This is a genomic window from Pseudomonas sp. C2B4 (assembly GCF_013359695.1).
GTDB lineage: Bacteria > Pseudomonadota > Gammaproteobacteria > Pseudomonadales > Pseudomonadaceae > Aquipseudomonas.
The window spans coordinates 34864-56642 of sequence record NZ_JABFMU010000019.1; the positions used below are offsets into that span (position 1 = coordinate 34864).

The window sequence follows — 21779 nt, forward strand, 5'->3', positions numbered from 1 at the left end:
TCCATGGGGAAATTGGAGCTGGAAGGTTGAGCGGCTGACGGTTTGCAGTCAATCGCACGATTGTATGCGCTTGTACAGCCGCCTTCGCGGGCAAGCCCGCTCCCACAGGGATCAAGGCTGTTCACAAATTTCGTGTCCAACAATCCGCTGTGGAAGCAGGCTTGCTCGCGAAGGGGCCGGTACAGGCACTAAAGAATCAAAGCCCCTCCAGTTCCGCCATCAGATCATTCAGGCGATCCACCTTCTCCTCGGTGATGTCACTGGCCGCCAAACCTTCGATGTACCCCGCCAGTTCCTCCACCGTGCTGCACTCGAACATCGCACGCAGCGGCACGTCCCGTTGCAGGGTTTTCTGCACCCGAGAGGCGATCTGCGTGGCCAGCAACGAATGCCCGCCCAGTTCGAAGAAGTTGTCGCGGACACCGACCATCTCGACCTTGAGCACTTCGGCCCAGATCGCCGCCAGGGTTTGCTCCAGGTCATTGCGCGGCGCCTGGTAATCCTGGCTCTGCAACTGGCCGATTTCCAATGCCGGCAAAGCCTTGCGATCCAATTTGCCGTTGGCGTTCAGCGGCAGTTTGTCGAGCCACAGCCAGTGCAGCGGCACCATGTATTCCGGCAGTTCGGCGCGCAGGCGCTGCTTGATGCGCTCCAGGCGTTCAGCCGGATTCAATGCTGAATCCGCAGCCACCAGATAACCCACCAGATGCTTACCGTTCACGCCTTCCTGCACACCGACCGCCGCGTCGCGGACTTCCGGTTGCTCATGCAGGCGCGCTTCGATTTCACCCAGTTCGATGCGGTAGCCGCGAATCTTTACCTGATGGTCGACCCGTCCGACGTACTCCAGCACACCATCACTGCGACGGCGGGCCAGGTCACCGGTGCGGTACAGACGCTCGCCCGGCGCACCGAATGGGTTGGGCACGAACACAGGTGCGGTGCGCAGCGGATCGCTGACATAACCGCGCCCGACCCCGGTGCCGGCGACGCACAACTCACCCACAGCACCGAGCGGCACCAGTTCCAGCGCGCCATCGAGCAGGTACAGCAGGTTGTTATCGGTCGGCGTGCCAATCGGCAAATAGCTGCCGCGGGTCGAGGCCATGTCGACCCGGAAGAACGCCACATCGTCCGAGCATTCCGCCGGACCGTAGGCATTCACCAGCCCGATCTCCGGGTAACGCAGCAGCCACTGGTGCGCCAGCTCCGGCGGCATTGCTTCGCCGGTCGGCAGCATCCAGCGCAGGCCGTCGAGGCTCATGCGCTCCTGGGCGAGCATGCCCTGGATCAGCGACGGCACGCTTTCCAGCACAGTGATGCCCTGGGCCGAAACGTGTGCCAGCAAACCCTGGGGGTCGTGGGCGATGGTGTTTGGCACGATGTCCACCCGCGCACCGAACAATGGCGCGGCGAGGAACTGCCAGACCGAAATGTCGAAGCTTTGCGAGGCGGTCTGGGCAATCACGTCGGCGTCGCTCAGGGCCAGGTACGGCACCTTGCTCAACTGGTTGTTCAACATGCCGCGCTGCTCGACCATCACGCCCTTGGGCAGACCCGTGGAGCCCGAGGTGTAGATCACGTAGGCCAGATTGTCCGGCGCGCTGTAGATGCCCGGATTGGCCGTCGATGCCTCGCTCGCCTGCACCTCTTCCCACACCAGCAACTTCGGTCGATTGACGCAACCGAACTCATCGAGCAGCGCCAGTGCCTGTTCGCGGCAGGCCAGCGTGCAAACCAGCAACGGCGTACGGCTCAGATCAATGATGCGGCTCAGGCGCTGACTCGGCAGCCCCGGGTCCAGCGGCAGATATCCCGCCCCCGCCTTGAAGCTGCCGATGATCATGCCGAGCAGGTCAAGGTTGCGTTCAGCCAGCAACGCCACCGGTTGGTCCAGTCCGACACCGGCAGCGATCAAGGCATGACCGAGGCGGTTACTGCGCTGGTTCAACTCCTGGTAGCTGTGCTGCTGATCCAGGCAAGTGGCGGCGATTCGCTGCGGATGCGCGGCCACCTGCGCCTCGAACAATGCTGCGTAGCTCTGTTCAAGCGGGTAGTCGTGACTGCTCTGGTTGCAGCCGTGGATCAGGAACTCCTGCTCCTGGGCGCCCAACAATGGCAGATCGGCCATGTCACCGTGGAAGCCCTCGACCAACGCCAGCAGCAGTCGCTTGAACTCGCCAAGCATGCGCTCGACCGTGGATTCGTCGAAGTAGCGCTGGTCGTAGGACAGGTGCAGGCCCAGGTCATCCCCCGGATAGCACACCGCCGTCAGCGGGAAGTTGGTGTGGGTGCGGCCCGAATCCGAAGTCGCGTTGAGGCTTTGCGCACGGTCCAGCACCGAGACTTCCACCGGGGCGTTTTCGAACACGAACAGGCTGTCGAACAGCGGCTGGCCCTTGGGCAACTCGCTCTGTTCCTGGATGTTCACCAGCGGCAGGTATTCGTATTCGCGCAGCTGCATGTTGCTGTCGAGCAAACCGGTCAGCCACTGGCGCACGCTGCAGCGCTGGCCGTCCTGCGGCATCTGCACCCGCAGCGCGATGCTGTTGATGAACAGGCCGACCGTGCGCTGCATTTGCGGCATGTCCACCGGACGCCCCGCCACCGTGACGCCGAACAGCACGTCGCGATCACCGCTCAGGCGCCGCAGCACCAGGGCCCACGCCGCCTGGGCGAAGGTGTTGATGGTCAGTTGATGGGCCTGCGCCAGTTCCCGCAGTTGCGCGCCGTCGCGGGCGTCGAGCCGGGTGTAGCGGTCGCCGACGATCATGCCGCCGCTGTCGCCGGCATGTTCGCGCAGGAACGGCCGGTCGCTCGGGATCGGCGTGGTCCGCTCGAAGCCTTGCAGATTGGTTTTCCACCACTGCCGCGCTTCGGCCAGGCTCTGGCGTTGCAGCCAGCCGATGTAGTCGCGATAACGCGGCGGCACCGCCAGTTGCGCTTCCCGGCCTTCGCCGAGGGCGCTGTAGATTTCGAAGAAGTCGTTCATCAGCAGCGAGCGACACCAGGCATCGATGAGGATGTGGTGGTTGCTCATCATGAACCAGTAACGCGCCGCGGCGACCTTGATCAAGCGCAGGTGGAACGGTGCCTGGTTGAGCAGATCGAACCCGGCCTCGCGCTCGGTCTTGAGCAGGACTTGCAGCTTCGGTTCCTGCTCGGCGTCGGTGATATCGCTCCAATCCAGGTATTCAATCGGCGTGCTGCCCGGCTTGTGGATAACCTGCAGCATGTCTTCGCCGACGTTCCAGCAGAAGGATGCGCGCAAGGCTTCGTGACGGGCAATCACCGCTTGCCAGGCCTGGGTGAAACGCTGCGGATCCAGCTCGCTGTTGATGCGATAGCGGTCCTGCATGTAGTACAGGCCGGTGCCCGGTTCCAGCAAGGTGTGCAGCAGCATGCCTTCCTGCATCGGGGTCAGCGGGTAGACGTCCTCGATGACGGCGGCCGACACCGGCAGCGCATCCAGCTGCGACTGGCTGAGTTTCGCCAGCGGGAAGTCCGACGGCGTCAGGCCGCCCACGTCATCGCGCAAGCAGTGTTCGATCAGGCTTTGCAGTTCGCCCACGTAGGCGTCGGCCAGCTCGCTGATGGTGTGCGGATCGAAGCGTTCGGCGCTGAAGGTCCAGCGCAGCACCAGTTCACCGCCATAGACCTGACCGTCGACGCTCAATTCGTTAGGCAACGGCGCCCGCGGATCGTGGGCCGCACCGATGGTTTCATCCAGCGGACGGAACAACGCATCGGCACCGAAGCTCTGGTCGAACTGACCGAGGTAGTTGAAGGTGATCGGCGCCACCGGCAACGCGGCCATGCTGTGGCGACTCAGGTCATCGGCGAGATAACGCAGCACCCCGTAACCCAGGCCTTTGTGCGGCACGGCACGCAGTTGTTCCTTGATCGCCTTGATCGAGTCGCCCTGCGCTTGCACGGGCGTCAGGCGCAGCGGATAAGCACTGGTGAACCAACCGACGGTACGGGTCAGGTCGATCTCGTCGAACAGTGTCTCGCGACCATGGCCTTCCAGTTGAATCAGTGCCGAAGCGTGACCGCTCCAGCGGCACAGCACACGGGCCAAAGCGGTCAGTAACAGATCGTTGACCTGAGTGCGATAGGCGCTCGGTGCCTGTTGCAGCAATTGCCGGGTGCGTTCGCTGTCGAGGCGCACGCTGACGGTTTGCGCATGCCGGTTTTGCCGGCCGCCCTCGGGATGATCACAGGGCAAGTCGCCGCTTGGCCCTGCCAATTGCGTCTGCCACCAGCCCAGTTCTTCACGCAGGGATTCGCTGCCGGCATAGGCCTGCAAGCGTGCGGCCCAGTCCTTGAACGCACTGGTTTTCGCCGGCAGTTTCACCGACTGCTGCGCCTTGAGTTGGCGATACAGGGTTTGCAGGTCGTCGAGCAAGACGCGCCAGGAAACCCCGTCCACCACCAAGTGGTGAATGGCGATGAACAGCCGTTGCTGCCCCTCGGGACCATCGACCAGCAGCACGCGCATCAGCGGCCCCTCTTCAAGGTCAAGGCTGCGCTGGGCGTCGGCGAACAGCGCGGCGCATTTGTCCATGGACGAAACGCGCACCTGCCACAACACCGGCGCATCGGAAATCGCCTGGTGCTCGGCATGCCATTGGCCAGCGACTTCGCTGAAGCGCAGGCGCAAGGCATCGTGCTGTTCGATCATCGCCAGCAACGCTTGCTCCAGGCGATGGGGTTCCAGTGTCGAGGTCGGTTGCAACAGCAACGCCTGGTTCCAGTGCTGGCGCTGCGGGATATCGGTGTCGAAGAACCAGTGCTGGATCGGTGTCAGGTGCGACTTGCCCGAGACCAGGCCCTGTTCTGCGGTGACCTGCTCGGTGCGGGTCGCCACGGCGGCGAGGGTTTGTACGGTCTGGTGCTGGAACAGGTCCCGCGGGCTGAAGTGAATCCCCTGCTGGCGCGCACGGCTGACCACCTGAATCGACAGAATCGAGTCGCCCCCCAGTTCGAAGAAGTTGTCGTTGAGGCCAACCTGTTCGACGTTGAGTACTTCACACCAGATCTGCGCCAGGGTCTGCTCAAGTTCGTTGCTCGGCGCCACGTACTGTTGACGGTTGAGCTCCGGGTCCGGTGCCGGCAGTGCGCGACGGTCGAGCTTGCCATTGGCGGTCAGCGGCATGCTGCCCAGCAGGATCAGGTGCGTGGGCACCATGTAATCCGGCAACTGCGTTTTGAGGTGCGACTTCAGGGCTTCGCGCAACGCGGATTGTTGCGCGTCATCCTGTTCAGCGACGTCGGTGACGAGATAGCCCACCAACTGCTTGCCACTCGGCGCATCGAGCGCCAACACCACCGCTTCACGTACCGATTCGTGGTCCAGCAACCGGGTTTCGATCTCGCCCAGTTCGATGCGGAAACCACGGATCTTCACTTGATGATCGATTCGCCCCAGGTATTCCACCAGCCCGTCGCCACGCTGGCGCACCAGGTCACCCGTGCGATACATCCGCCCGCCATTGGCCGCGAACGGATCGGCGACAAAGCGTTCGGCGGTGATACCCGCACGCTCGTGATACGCCTGGGCCAGACCGGCGCCGCCGACGAACAACTCGCCGGTCGCACCTTGCGGCACCAGGGCCAGATCGGCGTCGAGAATGTACGCCACGCGATCGCCGATCACACTGCCGATCGGCACGCTGCCCAGGCCTTCCTCCAATACTTCGGGAGCCAGGCTGGCCAATGGCATGACCACCGTTTCGGTCGGCCCATAGGCGTTGAAAAACAGGCTCGGCTTGAATGCTGCGCGGATCCGCTGCAAGTGTTCCCCGGTGAGTGCTTCGCCGCCGGTAATGATCATGCGCACCGGCAAAATGTCATTTTTCGTCGCCAGCCATTGCGCCAACTGGCTGCCGTAGCTTGGGGTGAAACCGAGGATGTTGATGCGATGGGTGCGGATCAGGTCGCAGATTTCTTCGGCATCCCATTGACCTTGCGCACGCAACACCACCTGCGCACCGCTCAGTAGCGGCACCAGCAAACGCTCGGTGGCGGCGTCGAAGTTGATCGAATAGAAGTGCAGCTCGCAGTCGTCCGGGCGCATGCCGAAGCGCTCGATCACAGCGCGACAATGCATGGCGATTTCACCGTGAGACACCACCACACCTTTCGGCTTGCCGGTGGAGCCCGAGGTGTAGATCAGGTACGCCTGATGCTGCGGCAGGCTGATAAAGGGCAGCTCGGTGACCGGGTAATCGGTCAGCGCGGGGCTGTCATCCTCCAGGCACCAGCGGTTCACGGTCGCCGGCAGATCACCCAGGGCGGCAAACATCGCCCGGTCACTGAGCAGCAGGCCGATGCCGCTGTCCTCGATCATGTAATGCAGGCGATCGAGCGGGTATTCCGGGTCCAGCGGCACATAGGCGCCGCCGGCCTTGAGGATCGCCAACAGGCCGATGACCATCTCCAGCGAACGCTCCAGCGCCAGGCCCACACGAACCTGCGGCCCGACACCGCGCTCGCGCAGCGCCCAGGCCAGGCGATTGGCGCGGCTGTCGAGTTCGGCGTAGCTCAAGGTCTGCCCGGCGAAGGACAGAGCCGGTGCGTCCTTGCGCACCAGCGCCTGCTCGGCGAACAGGTGATGGATGCATTGGTCGAGACGATGCTCCCCCGGCTCGACGCCGAGGCTGTCGAGCAACTGCTGCCGTTCCGAGTCATCGAGCAATGGCAGTTCGCTCAGGCGCTGTTGCGGATCGGCGATCAGCGCTTCCAGCAGGTTGAGCCAATGTTTGGCCATGCGCGCAATGCGCGGTTCGTCGAACAGATCGGTGCTGTAGGTCAGGCAGCAACCCAGGCGATGGTCGAGGTCGGTGACTTCCAGATTGAGGTCGAACTTGGTCGCACGGGCATCGTTGGCCAGGTACTCGACGGTCATGCCGGCCAGGGTGCGGCTTTGCTGGAACTCCCAGCGCTGCACGTTGCACATCACCTGGAACAGCGGGTTGTACGCGGCGCTGCGCGGAGGTTGCAAGGCCTCCACCAGATGATCGAACGGCAGGTCCTGATGGGACTGGCCTTCGATCACCGTGTGGCGCACTTGCTCGAACAACTCACCGACCGACATCTGGCCATCGAGCTGGCAACGCAGCACCTGGGTGTTGAGGAACGCGCCGATCAACCCTTCGCTTTCCGGACGAATACGGTTCGCCACCGGCGCGCCAATGCGCAGGTCGGTCTGGCCGCTGTAGCGGTAAAGCAGCACGGCCAGTGCCGCAGTCATGGTCATGAACAGGGTCAGGCCCTGTTGCGCGTTGAAGGCACGGACCCGTGCCGCCAGGTCATCGCTGAGGTCGAAGCGGAACAGTTCGCCCTGGTGGCTTTGCACCGGTGGACGCGGACGGTCGCCGGGCAACTCCAGCAACGGATGTTCGCGGCCCAGCTGCGCGGTCCAGTAGTCGAGTTGGCGTTGACGCTCGCCGGACTCCAGCCACTGGCGCTGCCAGACGCTGTAATCCAGGTATTGCACCGGCAACGGTGCCAGCGGCGATTCACGGTCGTCGACGAAGGCTTCATACAGTGCACTGAGTTCGCGAGCGAAAATGTCCATCGCCCAGCCTTCAGTGACGATGTGGTGCAGGGTCAGCACGAAGTAGTGTTCCTGCTCGGCGGTCTTGACCAGGCAGGCGCGCAACAGCGGACCGGCCTCCAGATCGAACGGCAGGTGCGCTTCATCATCGGCCAGTTGCTGCACGCGCTGCTCGCGGACATCAGCGGCCAGTGCCGAGAAGTCCTTCCAGTCCATGCGCACGCCCGTCTCGGCCTGCACCTGCTGACGGGCCACGCCGTCGATGCTCGGGAAAGTGGTGCGCAGGGTTTCGTGGCGAAGGATCAGTGCTTGCAACGCCGCTTCGAAACGCCCGACATCCAGCACCCCGCGCAGGCGCGCCATGCCGCCGACGTTATAGGCCGGGCTGTCCGGTTCCATTTGCCAGAGGAACCACATGCGCTGTTGGGAATAGGACAGCGGCACCGGTTGGCTGCGGTCGACCTTTTCGATTGGTGGTTGTTGGTTGGTGTGGCCGCTGGCCTGAATCAGGCGGATCTGTTCGGCAAATGCGCCCAGCTCACTGTTCTCGAACAGTGCGCGCAGCGGCAGTTCGACGTCGCAGGCCTGACGGGTGCGGGAGATGATTTGCGTGGCCAGCAGCGAATGACCGCCGAGGGCGAAGAAGTCATCGCGCAGACCGACTTGTTTCAGGCCGAGCACTTCGCGCCAGATCGCCGCAATCTGCTGTTCCAGTTCGGTGACCGGCTCTACGTGTTCGCGAACCTGCCACTGCGGTTCCGGCAAGGCGCGTCGGTCGAGCTTGCCGCTCGGACTGAGGGGCATCGCGTCCAGGCGCATCAGCTGCGCGGGGACCATGTATTCCGGCAACTCGGCGGCCAGCGCGGTTTTCAGGCGCGTGGTCTGGACCTCTTCGATTTCACTTTCGTCGGTCGCGGTGTAGTAACCGATCAGTTGTGCGCCAGCCGAGCTTTCGCGCAAAAGCACCACTGCTTGGGCGACGCCGTTTTGGGCGAGCAGGCGCGCTTCGATTTCTTCCGGTTCGACGCGGAAGCCGCGCAGTTTGACCTGCTGATCGAGACGGCCGAGGTATTCGATTACGCCATCGGCGGTCCAGCGTGCACGGTCGCCGGTGCGGTACAGCCGCGCGCCCTGTTCGCCCAGTGGGTCGACTACAAAACGCTCGGCGGTCAGCGCAGGACGGCCGAGGTAACTCCGGGCCAGGCCAATGCCGCTTATGCACAGTTCGCCGGGTACGCCGGCTGGAACCGGATTCAAGTCGTTGTCGAGCACCCGGCAAATGACATTACCCAACGGCCGGCCAATCGGCGAACGCTCGCCATCGGCGCTGGAGCAGTGCCAGTGCGTGACGTTGATCGCGGTTTCGGTCGGGCCATAACGGTTGTGCAGTTGCGCCGCCGGCAGTTGCGCCAGCACGCGGTTGCGCAGTTCGGCAGGCAGGGCTTCGCCGCCGGAGAACACCCGGCGCAGGCTGGTGCATTCGGCGCTCAGCGGTTCGTCAATGAACAGCGATAGCAGCGGCGGCACGAAGTGCAGCGTGGTCACGCCGTGAGCTCGAACGAGCTGCGCGATACGGTGCGGATCGCGGTGCTCGCCGGGACCGGCGAGCAACAAACGTGCACCGGTGATCAGCGGCCAGAAGCATTCCCACACCGACACGTCGAAACTGATCGGTGCCTTTTGCATCAGCACGTCGCTGCCGTTCAGGCGATAGGTGCTCTGCATCCATTGCAGACGTTCGGCCAGCGCCGCGTGGGTGTTGCCGACGCCTTTCGGTTGCCCGGTGGAGCCGGAGGTGTAGATCACATAGGCCAGGTTGTCGCCGTGCAAATGCAGGCCTGGCGCATGGCTGGGCCAGCTCTCCAGATGCAGGGCGTCCATGGCGATCACGCTGACGCCGTCAGCGGTCGGCAAGCGGTCGAGCAAAACGGTCTGGGTCAGCAGCAACTCGACGCCACTGTCGTTGAGCATGTAGGCCAAACGCTCGGCAGGGTAATCCGGGTCCAGCGGCACGTAGGCGCCACCGGCCTTGATGATTGCCAGCAGACCGATCAGCAATTGCGGCGAACGCTCGGCGGCGATGGCCACGCACACATCGGGGCCGACGCCTTTGTCGCGCAGGTAATGGGCCAGGCGATTGGCCTGGGTGTGCAATTGAGCGAAGTCGAGGCTGCCGCCGTCCCACAGCAATGCGGTGCGTTCCGGGGTCAGTCGCGCTTGTTCGTTGAGCAGCTCCGGCAGCCACTGTTGCGCCGGATCGCAGGGGGCAACGCTCCAGGCAAATTGCTGATCGTGTTCCGTCGAGGTCAGCAGTTGCAGGTCGCCGAGCGCCGTGGCCGGTTGCTCACAAATGGCTTGAAGCAGGTTGTTGAAATGCTCGGCCAGACGCTCGATGGTCGCAACGTCGAACAGCTCATCGGCGTAGTCGAAGGACAAGGTCAGGCGACCGCTGCGATCTTCTTCGCTGTGCAATTGCAGATCGAACTTGGCTTCACGGCTGTGCCACGCCAGCTCTTCGGCGAGCAACCCCGGCAGGCGTTTCAAGGCACTGAGATCGCGTTGCTGGTGGTTGAACATGACCTGGAACAGGCCCTGTTCGCGGGCCTGCGGGAAGGCTTCGAGCAATTGTTCGAACGGCAGGTCCTGATGCGCTTGCGCGCCCAACGCCGCCTGACGGGTTTGCTCCAGCAACTCGATGAACGACAGGCGCGAATCCAGCTCGGCACGCAGCACCTGGGTGTTGATAAAGAAGCCGATCAGGCCTTGGGTTTCCAGGCGCGGTCGGTTGGCATTCGGCACGCCGATACGGATGTCACGCTGTCCGCTGTAGCGATGCAACAAGGTCTGGAACGCTGCGAGCAGCAACATGAAGGTGGTCGATTCATGGGCCTGGGCGGTCCGGCGAATGGCCTCGCTCAGGGGCGCGCCCAGGCGAACCGTGTGGCGGGCGGCGCTGTGGATTTGCTTGGCGGAACGCGGATGGTCGGTGGCCAGTTCCAGCGTCGGGTGTTCGTCACCCAGTTGTGCTTTCCAGTAAGCCAGTTGCCGTTCACCCTCGCCTTGCGCCAGCCACTGGCGCTGCCAGCTGCCGTAATCTGCGTACTGCGTGGGCAATGGCGCAAGCACAGCTTGTTGCCCCTGAGACGCTGCCGCGTACAGCCGGGAAAACTCGTCGATCAGCACATTCAGCGACCAGCCGTCGGCGATGATGTGGTGCATCGTCACCAACAGCTGATGGTCTTCGTCGTCCAGGCGCACCAGCGTCACCCACAGCAACGGGCCTTGTTCCAGATCGAACTGGGTGCGGGCGTCATCCTCGCGGATCTGTTGCGCACGAACCTCCCGCTCGGCGAGCGGCAGATCGCTGAGGTCGATCCGTTGCAGGTTGAACTCACCGGCGGCTTCGACCTGTTGCAGCGCCACGCCGTCACGCTCGAAGAACCGCGTGCGCAGGGATTCGTGGCGCTCGATCAACTGCTGGAAGCTGGCACGCAATGCGTTCTCGTCCAGCTCGCCGCGCAGGCGCAGGGCTCCCGGGATGTTGTAGGCGCTGCTCTGTGGATCGAGCTGCCAGGTTATCCACAGGCGGTTTTGGGCCAGCGACTGTGGCATCGCCTCGGTGCGCGACAACACCGTGATATCGCCTTGGGCGCTGCCGCCGTCTTGCTGTTGCTGCGCAACAGCGCGGGCGAACGCGGCCAGGGTCGGCGCCTCGAACAGCAGGCGCAGGTTCAGCTCCAGCCCCAGCGCTTCACGGACTCGGGCAATCACCTGCGTGGCGGCGATGGAGTTGCCACCGAGCAGGAAGAAATGATCGTCGGCGCCGACCTGTTTGACGTTCAGTTGTTCGGCCCAGATCCGGCCGATCAACGCTTCCAGCTCAGAGGCCGTCGCCGTCGAGTCCTGTCCTTCAGTCGTGGCCGACGGGTACACCGCATAGCTGTCCAGGCTGCCATCCGCCAGGCGATTGCGGCACGCCGAGCGTTGCAGCTTGCCGCTGGAGGTCTTGGGCAACGCGCCGGGATTGAGCAGCACCACCACGCCCGGCGCTTCCTGAAACGCCTCGGCAACGGCCTGGCGAATCGCCTTGATCAAGGCGTCGGGCGGCAGGATTTTTTGCACGCTGCGGCTGATTTCCGCGGCGATGCCGATGCCTTCCTGACCCTCGACATTGACTGCGAACGCCGCGACACGCCCCTTGCGCACCACCTCCACTTCACGCTCGACGGTCTGCTCGATGTCCTGTGGATAAAGGTTGTGGCCGCGTACGATCAGCATGTCTTTCAAGCGACCGGTGATGAACAGTTCACCACCGCGCATGAAGCCAAGGTCCCCCGTGCGCAGCCAGGTCTGGCCGGCGTGCTGGACGAAGGTTTTGGCCGACGCCTCGGGATTGCGCCAGTAGCCATGGGCGATGCTCGGGCCGCTGGCCCAGACTTCGCCGACGGCATTGTCTACCAGCTCGGTCAGCGTGACGGGGTCGATGATCAGCACCCCATGATCGGGCTGACGGATGCCGCAACTCATGATCGCGCTGCCCTCGCCCGCTTGCGCGCGGTTCTGCGTCAGGGCCTGATCGTCGACACGCAGGTTGCCGATGCCCTGGCCACGCGGTGTACCGGCCACAAACAGCGTGGCTTCGGCCAGACCGTAAGAGGCCATGAAACTGTCTTGGGTGAAACCGCAGGTGGCGAACTTCTCGGCGAAGCGCTCCAGGGTATCGAGGCGAATCGGTTCGGAGCCGGAATACGCCACGCGCCAGCCGCTCAGGTCGAGCCGCTCCAGCGCCGATTCGCTGACCCGCTCGCTGCACAGTCGGTAGGCAAAATCCGGCCCGCCGCTGATGGTGCCGCCGTACTCGCTGATCGCTTCCAGCCAGCGCAATGGCCGGCCGAGGAAGTACGCCGGCGACATCAACACGCAGGGTACGCCGCTGAAAATCGGTTGCAGCAGACCGCCGATCAGGCCCATGTCGTGGTACAGCGGCAGCCAGCTGACGATCACGTCGTCAGGGTTCAGATCGATGCCGAAACCGTGACGGATCAATAGTTCGTTGGCCACCAGATTGCCGTGGCTGACCTGCACGCCTTTAGGCAACGCGGTGGAACCGGAGGTGTATTGCAGAAAGGCAATGTCATCGTCCTGCAGTTCCGGCGCGACCCAGCGCTCGGCCAGCCCGTTGTCGAGCGTGTCGACGCACAGCAGGGGCGGCGCCCCTTCAATTTGCTGCAAGGCATCGCGCAGGCCGGCGCTGGTCAACAGCAGGCGCGGTTCGGCATCGCTGATGATCGACAGCAGGCGCTCCTGATGGTGACGCTTGGCCGACTCCGGTGGATAGGCCGGCACGGCGATCACCCCGGCATACAGGCAACCAAAGAAGGCCGCGACGTAATCCGGGCCGCTGGGAAACAACAACACCGCACGCTCGCCAAATTCAGCCTCGGCCTGCAACGCGCCGGCAATCGTCCGCGCTCGCAGATCCAGCTCGCGATAACTGAGCACAACAGCCTGATCTTCGCTTTCCGAGAGAAAGCGCAAGGCCACCCGGTCCGGCGTCAGGGTCGCGCGGCGCTGGAGGGCTTGGACCAGTGTGCTGGGGAGTTCGAACGCGTCGGTCATGAGGTTTCCTGCCTGAATTCGGCTTGCAAATGGAATCGGTTTTTGTGGGAGCGAGCCTGCTCGCGAAAAGGCCCTGTCAGTCAACACAGAGGCTGAATGACGGACTGCATTCGCGAGCAGGCTCGCTCCCACGGACATCGCGCCCTATTCGAGGGCGCGCAGGACGCGGTCTTCGCCGACCGCGCGAGGCATTGGCAATGCTGTGTGTCCGGGGCATCTGCCCGGAGCCATTCACCAATGAGAACGGATGACATCTTGAAATAATTAGTCGCCGGGGCTGAACGCCAACCGGGGCGGGGATGAGTCAGCGTGTCGCAGTTCTCGTTCTGCACCTTCACGGAGCATTAGTTCTCTTTCTCAATTGACAATCATTATCATTCAACATAATTTGTCGCTCGATGTGTAGGACGGCCCCGGCCTTCTCGTCGTCCCACCAACCTATTTGGCAGCAGGGTGATTTCCATGACGGAACAAGTGTCCACAAGCAGGTGCGATTCGCCGCTACTACAGGCCTTCGTCGACAATCGACTGATCCTGGTCAAGATTGCAGCGCGCATCACCGGCTGCCGCTCGCGTGCCGAGGATGTGGTGCAGGACGCATTCTTCCGGCTGCAATCGGCGCCCCAGATCACGTCCTCGTTCAAGGCTCAACTCAGTTATCTGTTCCAGATCGTGCGCAACCTGGCGATCGATCACTACCGCAAGCAGGCGCTGGAGCAGAAGTATTCCGGGCCTGAAGAGGAAGGGCTTAACGTGGTGATTCAGGGGGCTTCACCGGAAACGTCGCACATCAATTTCTCCACCCTGGAAAACATCGCCGACGCACTCACCGAACTGCCGAGCCGCACCCGCTACGCCTTCGAGATGTACCGCCTGCACGGCGTGCCACAAAAGGACATCGCCAAGGAACTCGGCGTCTCGCCGACCCTGGTCAACTTCATGATTCGCGATGCGCTGGTGCACTGCCGCAAGGTATCGGGCAGTCGTGCGGATGCCAGCGCCCGCCGTTAAGACCTGTGATTTGCATCGCCCTCATTCGCGAGCAGGCTCGCTCCCACATTGAATCTTTGCTGAACACACCCTTTGTGAACACCTGGGATCAAATGTGGGAGCGAGCCTGCTCGCGAAGACTGACTCAAGACCGGCGAAGGTCCTGAGCCCTACGCATCAAACCAACTCACACCGCTCAAAAAACCGCTCACGCCCCAACACCATCAGCGCGGCGCGTTTGTGCGGGAAGTCGAATTCCTTTTCGCAGTGGAATCGCTGCCCCTGCATATACCCGATCATCTTGCCGTTGTCGGCGCGAGGCTCGGCGACCACTCGCTGAGTGCGCGGATCGTCGAGAAACAGGTAGTGCGTCAACGCCGATAACCAGCTCGCCACCTTGTGCGGGCCACGGTGGTTTTCTTCCCCCACCAGCATGTGAATGCCACGGTCGTAATCACCGGCCTCGTAGAACGGGGCGATGCGATCTTCCTTCGCCCAATAGGCTTCGAAATAGGCGAACGGCTGATCGTCGAAACAGCCGATCAGTGTCACGGTATGGGGGTCGGCATCGAGCTTGGCCAGGTATTCGCGATGCTGTTCGAGGCTGCCCTCCTCCTGCCAGAAACTGGCGACCCGTGGACTGTTTTGCCAACGGTTGAAACGGGCCAGGTCCAGGTCGATGTCCACCGTACGCAGGGAAATCCACATCCCCAGCCGCGCATCGAAACGCCGATAGACCTCGCCCCGGGGTTTGACCGGTCGCAGCGGATGGCGCTTGCCGCCACTGATGACCATCTGCTGTGGATAACTGCCGGTCAGCGCCTGCCTCAGCCAAGGCTGTGGCAGCTGCCAGAACAAGGTGCGCTCGCAGCAGTATTGGTTCGCCGTTTCCGTGGCGATCAGCAAGCCGCTGAGCAAGGCTTCCGTCGGGGTTTCATCGAGTTGCCAGGTCAGGCGCTGGCAGTCCGGGTCTCGGGCGAACAGCCAGTAATTGGTGGCCCAGATGGCTTCCTTGGCAGGCCGGTCGCAGCCCTCCTCCATCTGCAACAGCATTTCGGGGGCGCGGGTCAGCCGCAGCTGGATCAGCGGCTGTCCTTCAAGGCTGAGGCTCAGCCGGTTTCCGGTTTCATCGGCTTCAAGGCTGTTGCCTGTGGGTAAGGCCAGGGCATTCAGATTGGGCATGGGTCGGGCTCACGATAATCGTCGACAGTTCTACGATGTGACGTGAGCCGGGGCGGGAAATTTAAGAGGATCGGATCAAGATGGTGTACATATCCGTTTCTTTGACAGAGGCTCCCCGATCCCCTGTGGGAGCGAGCCTGCTCGCGAAGAACGTCAACGATAACGCGCCCTGGCTGGAGATTTGAGTTGCCTTGTCGTTTCTCGCGAGCAAGCTCGCTCCTACAGTTGGATGTCATACTCCAGCGAATTCAGGTCGGCTTTCAGGCCGCCTTCGCGAGCAGGCTCGCTCCCACAATTAGATCGCAGACAGGCCAGTAACCAAGTCGGCTGACAGGCCGCCTCGAGGTTGCTCTTGCGGCGCCCGCCCCCCTCGAGAGACCGAGCGCACGACACCTGACGCGTCATCCCGACTAATGCGGAACCGGCACGACCGCAATCTTGTACGGATCGAAAATTTTCAGCATCTGACCATTGTCCCGCAGCTCCTGCAGCAGTTTGCCGAACGCCTCACCCGTGATTGGCGCGGCCGGGCGCAGGATGGCGTAATGGTGATAAACCTGGTCGACGCGATCGGACACCAGCAACTGATCGGCGACTTTCAAATTGCGCAGAAAGTAGTCGCTCAAATAGGAGCGCGTGACCAGTGCGATGTCGGCACGGCCCCGCAGCACCATCAGCAGGTTACTGTCATGGGAGTAGGTCAACGTGGCGTTGTAGTGGGTGGTGAGGTATTTGGGTTCGGCATTGAAACTGGCGAACTCGTAGTGGTAGCCACTGAACAGCGCCAGACGCTTGCCAGCAAGATCGGAAAAATAATCTTGCTCACGCACTGGCCGGCCTTCGGGCTGGCGTTGCGCGACGAAAATCTCGGCATCTTCCAGACCCATGTCGACATCGGTGCGGGGAATGTCTTTCCAACCCCAGGCAGGGTTTTCGAAGATCGCCATGTCGATCCGGCCTTGCTTGAAATCACCGAAACGCCGGGGAATGGAAGTGGGTACCAGGACGAACTGATAGTCGCTTTGCAGGGCGTTGAGGGCCTCGACCAGTTGCGGCAGCAACCCCGTGTCGGCACCGGTTTCCGGGCGTACGGTATAGGGAGGAAAGTGTGCGGCACCGATGCGCACCAGTTGTGCAGCCTGGGACGGAATCAGCCATAACGCCGCAAACGCTGCCAGCAAAATCCGTAGAGCCGTCCGAATTGGCGAAGACATCAATACAAGCCACTCCCCAAAAATACTGCATCAATGCATTCAAGCTAGGCGGTTTCGTACAGTTAGCCAGTTTCCTGCCGCCCCACACACACTTATTATTTTTCCTCCAACACCAGGATCAGCGCCTCATCGGCCAACTGGTCGAGGCTCATGCTGCCATCGGCGCGAAACCAGGTGGTGGTCCAGGACAGCGCCCCGGTGAGGAAACGCCGGGTGATGAACACATCACCGCGTATGAATCCCGAATTCTTGGCCTCACCCAGCACCTGCAGCCAGATGTCTTCATAGATGTCGCGCAGCGCCAGGACTTTTGCCTGGCCCTCCTCGGACAGCGAGCGCCATTCGTAGACCAGCACCGCCATGGCCTCGCCACTGCCGCCCATGATCGACTGCAATTCGCAGCGGATCAATGCCAGCACCCGTTCGCGCACGTTGCTGGCCTCGGCGATGGCCGCACGCATCAACGCCGTGTTGTAGCGGATCGTCTCCTCCATCACGGCCCGCAGGATCTCGTCCTTGCTTTTGAAGTGGTGGAAGATGCTTCCCGACTGAATGCCCACGGCGCCCGCCAGGTCGCGCACGGTGGTGCGCTCGTAGCCTTTATTGCGAAACAGGTGGGCCGCCACTTGCAGCAGCTTGCCACGGGCGCTGTCCGGATCAGTCAGTTGGCCGTCGTCGACCAACTCGCGCATGACCCCCAGGGCTTTTTGCTCGTCCACCCGTTCTCTCCTACAGTCATGATCACCGCTAAAACAGCGGGGTTGCGCGGGCAATTTAAGCTGGCATTGGCAACCAAGCAAGCGCTCGGGCCGAAGATATTTCAGCCGTTTACAAACCAAGCGCTTGCTTGGTAGTCTCGATGCACGACTGTCGGAGGTGGTTATGGAATTGACTGCGCCCAAAACAATTCGCATCGGTTGCGCCAGCGCCTTCTGGGGAGACACCTCGACCGCCGCCGCGCAACTGGTGGAAGGTGGCCGCCTGGACTACCTGGTGTTCGATTACCTGGCGGAAATAACGATGTCGATCATGGCCGGCGCCCGGATGAAAGATCCCCAGGCCGGTTACGCCAGCGACTTCGTCGAAGTCCTGAGCCCGCTGCTCACACAACTGGCCGAGCAAAAAATCCGTGTCATCAGCAACGCCGGCGGAGTCAATCCGCAGGCGTGTGCCGCCGCCCTGCAAGCCGCCTGCGACAAGGCCGGGGTCGCCTTGAAGATTGCCGTGCTGCTGGGTGACGATCTGCAACCGCAGTTCAAACAGCTGGGCACTCACGGTATCCATGAAATGTTCAGCGGTGCTCCACTGCCACCGATGTGTGTCTCGACCAACGCCTACCTCGGGGCGCCGGGCATCGTCGAAGCCCTGCGTCTGGGCGCGGACATCGTGATCACCGGGCGGGTGGTTGACAGCGCCGTGGTCAGCGCCGCACTGATGCATGAGTTCAACTGGTCGTGGCACGACTACGACAAACTGGCCCAGGCCGCGCTGGCCGGGCACATCATCGAATGTGGCGCGCAGTGCACCGGGGGCAATTTCACCGATTGGCGCGACGTGCCCGACTACGAACACATCGGTTTTCCCATCGTCGAAGTCAGCGCCGACAGCCAGTTTATTGTCAGTAAACCCGAAGGTTCCGGAGGCCTGGTCACCCCCCTCACCGTGGGTGAGCAGATGCTCTATGAAATTGGCGATCCGCGGGCCTATCTGCTGCCCGATGTGGTGTGTGATTTCACTCAGGTCAAACTGGTGCAGCAAGGCAGGCATGCGGTGCAGGTGCATGGCGCCAAAGGCTTGCCGCCCACCGACCAGTACAAGGTCAGCGCCACATACCCGGAGGGTTTCCGCTGCACCGCCAGTTGCCTGATCGCCGGCATCGATGCGGTCGACAAGGCCCGGCGCGTCAGCGACGCGATCATCAACAAGACGTCGGAAATCTTCACCCAGCGCGGCTGGGGGCCCTACAGCGATGTGAACATCGAACTGCTCGGCAGCGAGGCCACTTACGGCCCCCACGGCCAGCGTCGGGACAGTCGCGAAGTGGTGATCAAGCTCGCCGTGCGCCATCCCAACAAGCAGGCATTGATTGTGTTCTCCCGGGAAATCGCCCAGGCCGCCACCGGCATGGCACCCGGGCTGACCGGCATCGTCGGCGGGCGGCCGACGGTGTATCCGCTGATCCGCTTGTTCTCATTCCTCATCGACAAAACCCTGTGCACGCTGGAAATTGATCTCATGGGCGAGCGCCATCCGTGCACCCTGCCCGCCCTGGATGTGCTCGACACCCACGATTTGCCTGCGCCGTTCGAACCACCCAAGCCAGACGGCCCGGCCGACGCCAGCGTGGCGCTGATCAAGCTGGCGGTTGCCCGATCGGGTGACAAAGGCAACCACAGCAACATCGGCGTCATGGCCCGCAGGCCCGAATACCTGCCATGGATCGCCGAGGCGTTGACCCCGGCAGTGATCGTCGACTGGATGAGCCACGTCCTCGACCCGGTGCACGGACGTGTCGAGCGCTGGTACTTGCCCGCCACCCACAGTCTTAATTTTCTTCTGGAGAATGCCCTCGGCGGCGGAGGCGTGGCCAGCCTGCGCATCGACCCGCAAGGCAAGGCGTTCGCCCAGCAACTGCTGGAAATCCAGATTCCGGTGCCGCAGCGCATCGCCGACCAGGTCAACTAGAGGACTGCCACCATGGCCTACGATTCGATTTTCAAAGCCGACCTGTTTGCGGGCCAGACCATCATCGTCACCGGCGGCGGCAGTGGCATCGGCCGCTGCACCGCCCACGAACTGGCGGCCCTCGGCGCCCACGTGCTGCTGGTCGGGCGCAAGGCCGACAAGCTGAAAACCGTTGCTGCCGAAATTGCCGAAGACGGTGGCAAGGCGGACTGGATCGTCTGCGATATCCGTGACGAAGACGCGGTCAAGGATCGTGTCGGCGACCTGATCAAAAAGCACGGCCCGATTCACGGCCTGGTCAACAATGCCGGCGGGCAGTACCCATCCCCCCTGGCTTCGATCAACCAGAAGGGTTTTGAAACCGTGATGCGCACCAATCTGGTCGGCGGTTTCCTGATGGCCCGGGAAGTGTTCAACCAGTCCATGAGCAAGCACGGCGGCGCCATCGTCAACATGCTCGCCGACATGTGGGGCGGCATGCCCGGCATGGGCCACTCCGGCGCAGCGCGTTCGGGCATGGACAACCTCACCAAGACCGCCGCCTTCGAATGGGGTTATGCGGGGGTGCGGGTCAACGCGGTGGCGCCGGGCTGGATCGCGTCCAGCGGCATGGACACCTACGAAGGTGCGTTCAAGGCGGTGATCCCGACCTTGCGCGAACACGTGCCGCTCAAGCGCATCGGTACCGAATCGGAAGTCAGCGCGGCGATCGTTTTCCTGCTCAGCCCGGCGGCCGCGTTCGTCAGCGGCAGCACCTTGCGCATCGATGGCGCCGCCAGCCTCGGCGGGCGGGCGTGGCCGATCCACAAGGCGACCAACAGTGAGTCATACAACGGATTTCACCGTGCCTATCTTCCGGACGTGCTCAAGGACAAGGAATAAGCCATGCCGGTGATTCAGTCGCAACTCGATCCCAACAGCGAACAGTTCGCCCACAATCGCGCGGCGATGCTGACCGCGATCGAACAGGTCCAGGCACTTGAACGGAATCTGCTGAACAAGGCCGCCGAAGCCAAAACCAAATTCGATAAACGCGGGCAGTTGCTGCCTCGCGAACGCCTCAATCTGCTGCTGGACCCTGGCGCGCCGTTCCTCGAACTGGCGAGCCTGGCCGGCTACAAACTGCACGACGACAAGGATGGCAGCTCGGCCGGTGGCAGCCTGATCGCCGGCATCGGTTACGTGTCCGGGGTGCGGGCGTTGATCGTGGCGAACAACAGCGCGATCAAGGGCGGGACCATTTCCCCCAGCGGCCTGAAAAAGTCCCTGCGCCTGCAGCAGATCGCCATGGAAAACAAACTGCCGGTGATTACCCTCGCCGAAAGCGGTGGCGCCAACCTCAATTACGCGGCGGAGATTTTCGTCGAAGGCGCGCGCAGCTTTGCCAATCAGGCGCGAATGTCGGCCATGGGCCTGCCGCAGATCACCGTGGTACACGGCTCGGCCACGGCGGGCGGCGCTTATCAGCCGGGATTGTCGGATTACGTGGTGGTGGTGCGTGGCAAGGCCAAGCTGTTTCTTGCCGGGCCGCCCCTGCTGAAAGCGGCAACCGGTGAAGTCGCCACCGACGAAGAATTGGGCGGCGCCGAGATGCACGCACAAACCGCCGGCACCGCCGAATACCTGGCCGAAAACGATGCCGACGGTGTGCGTCAGGTGCGCGAGATCGTCAGCCTGCTGTCATGGAACGAGCAGTTGCCGTGGCGCCCCGAACCGCAATGGGAAGCACCGCTCTACCCCATCGATGAACTGCTGGGACTGATTCCGGACGACCCGAAAAAGCCCTACGACGTACGCGAAATCATCGCTCGCATTGCCGACGGTTCGAACTTCCTCGACTTCAAGAACGAGTTCGATCAGCAGACCGTGTGCGGTCATCTGAAAATCCAGGGTCGCACCTGCGGCTTCATTGGCAACAACGGCCCGATTACGCCCAAGGGCGCGAGCAAGGCTGCCCAGTTCATTCAACTGTGCGATCAGAGCCAGACGCCCTTGCTGTTTTTCCACAACACCACCGGGTTCATGGTCGGCACCGAATCGGAGCAGCAAGGCGTGATCAAGCATGGCGCCAAGATGATCCAGGCCGTCGCCAATGCCCGGGTACCGAAACTCACGATCGTGGTCGGCGGTTCCTATGGCGCCGGCAATTACGCGATGTGCGGTCGCGGCCTCGATCCACGCTTTATCTTCGCCTGGCCCAACAGCCGCACCGCCGTGATGGGCGGCGCCCAGGCCGGCAAGGTGCTGCGCATCGTCACCGAGGCCAAACAGGCCAAGGACGGCCTGGTGCCCGACCCGAAAATGCTCGACATGCTGGAACAGGTCACCGCGCAGAAACTCGACAGCCAGTCCACGGCGCTCTATGGCAGCGCCAATCTGTGGGACGACGGTTTGATCGATCCCCGGGACACCCGGACCTTGCTCGGTTACTTGCTGGATATCTGTCATGAGGCCGAGGTGCGGCCGCTGCAAACCAACAGTTTTGGCGTGGCCCGGCTCTAGGCCGACTAACAAGGAGAACAACAAAA

Annotated in this window: 8 protein-coding genes; 4 read left to right on the forward strand and 4 right to left on the reverse strand. The window is 62.7% G+C overall.

From position 1 onward, the window contains the following. Positions 1 to 196: 196 nt before the first annotated feature. The gene (locus tag HNQ83_RS14615; RefSeq protein WP_175389616.1) at positions 197 to 13180 is read right to left on the reverse strand and encodes a non-ribosomal peptide synthetase; all 12984 of its coding nucleotides are present in this window, start codon (positions 13178 to 13180) and stop codon (positions 197 to 199) included. Between the two features lie 462 nt (positions 13181 to 13642). On the opposite strand from HNQ83_RS14615, the gene HNQ83_RS14620 reads away from it, so the two are divergent. After that, the gene (locus HNQ83_RS14620; RefSeq protein WP_175389617.1) at positions 13643 to 14191 is read left to right on the forward strand and encodes an RNA polymerase factor sigma-70; all 549 of its coding nucleotides are present in this window, start codon (positions 13643 to 13645) and stop codon (positions 14189 to 14191) included. A 156-nt stretch (positions 14192 to 14347) separates the two neighbouring features. Here the strand turns inward: HNQ83_RS14620 and HNQ83_RS14625 are convergent, their stop codons facing one another. The 3 genes from HNQ83_RS14625 to HNQ83_RS14635 form a co-directional block, all read right to left on the reverse strand. Beyond that, on the reverse strand, positions 14348 to 15352 hold the full coding sequence (locus HNQ83_RS14625; RefSeq protein WP_175389618.1) for a GNAT family N-acetyltransferase: 1005 nt from the start codon (positions 15350 to 15352) through the stop codon (positions 14348 to 14350). Between the two features lie 410 nt (positions 15353 to 15762). Further along, positions 15763 to 16566 (reverse strand): ABC transporter substrate-binding protein, encoded by an 804-nt coding sequence (locus HNQ83_RS14630; RefSeq protein ID WP_175389619.1) that lies wholly within the window; start codon positions 16564 to 16566, stop codon positions 15763 to 15765. A 95-nt stretch (positions 16567 to 16661) separates the two neighbouring features. Further along, positions 16662 to 17285 (reverse strand): TetR/AcrR family transcriptional regulator, encoded by a 624-nt coding sequence (locus tag HNQ83_RS14635; protein ID WP_372241903.1) that lies wholly within the window; start codon positions 17283 to 17285, stop codon positions 16662 to 16664. 163 nt (positions 17286 to 17448) lie between these two features. Here HNQ83_RS14635 and HNQ83_RS14640 point away from each other — a divergent pair, with 163 nt between their 5' ends. Genes HNQ83_RS14640 through atuC form a run of 3 tightly spaced genes read left to right on the forward strand, consistent with a single transcriptional unit; the run spans position 17449 to position 21753 of the window. Further along, positions 17449 to 19251: an acyclic terpene utilization AtuA family protein gene (locus HNQ83_RS14640; protein WP_175389620.1), complete on the forward strand. Its 1803-nt coding sequence runs from the start codon at positions 17449 to 17451 to the stop codon at positions 19249 to 19251. 12 nt (positions 19252 to 19263) lie between these two features. Then, positions 19264 to 20133, forward strand: a complete 870-nt coding sequence (locus tag HNQ83_RS14645; RefSeq protein WP_175389621.1) for an SDR family oxidoreductase — start codon at positions 19264 to 19266, stop codon at positions 20131 to 20133. Positions 20134 to 20136: 3 nt separating this feature from the next. After that, positions 20137 to 21753, forward strand: coding sequence for a geranyl-CoA carboxylase subunit beta (atuC, locus tag HNQ83_RS14650; protein WP_175389622.1), 1617 nt, complete (start codon positions 20137 to 20139; stop codon positions 21751 to 21753). Positions 21754 to 21779 lie beyond the last annotated feature (26 nt).

Coding starts and splice junctions, on each gene's coding strand:
- HNQ83_RS14615 (WP_175389616.1), bottom strand. CDS start 13,180: ATGACCGACGCGTTCGAACTCCCCAGCACACTGGTCCAAGCCCTCCAG.
- HNQ83_RS14620 (WP_175389617.1), top strand. CDS start 13,643: ATGACGGAACAAGTGTCCACAAGCAGGTGCGATTCGCCGCTACTACAG.
- HNQ83_RS14625 (WP_175389618.1), bottom strand. CDS start 15,352: ATGCCCAATCTGAATGCCCTGGCCTTACCCACAGGCAACAGCCTTGAA.
- HNQ83_RS14630 (WP_175389619.1), bottom strand. CDS start 16,566: ATGTCTTCGCCAATTCGGACGGCTCTACGGATTTTGCTGGCAGCGTTT.
- HNQ83_RS14640 (WP_175389620.1), top strand. CDS start 17,449: ATGGAATTGACTGCGCCCAAAACAATTCGCATCGGTTGCGCCAGCGCC.
- HNQ83_RS14645 (WP_175389621.1), top strand. CDS start 19,264: ATGGCCTACGATTCGATTTTCAAAGCCGACCTGTTTGCGGGCCAGACC.
- atuC (WP_175389622.1), top strand. CDS start 20,137: ATGCCGGTGATTCAGTCGCAACTCGATCCCAACAGCGAACAGTTCGCC.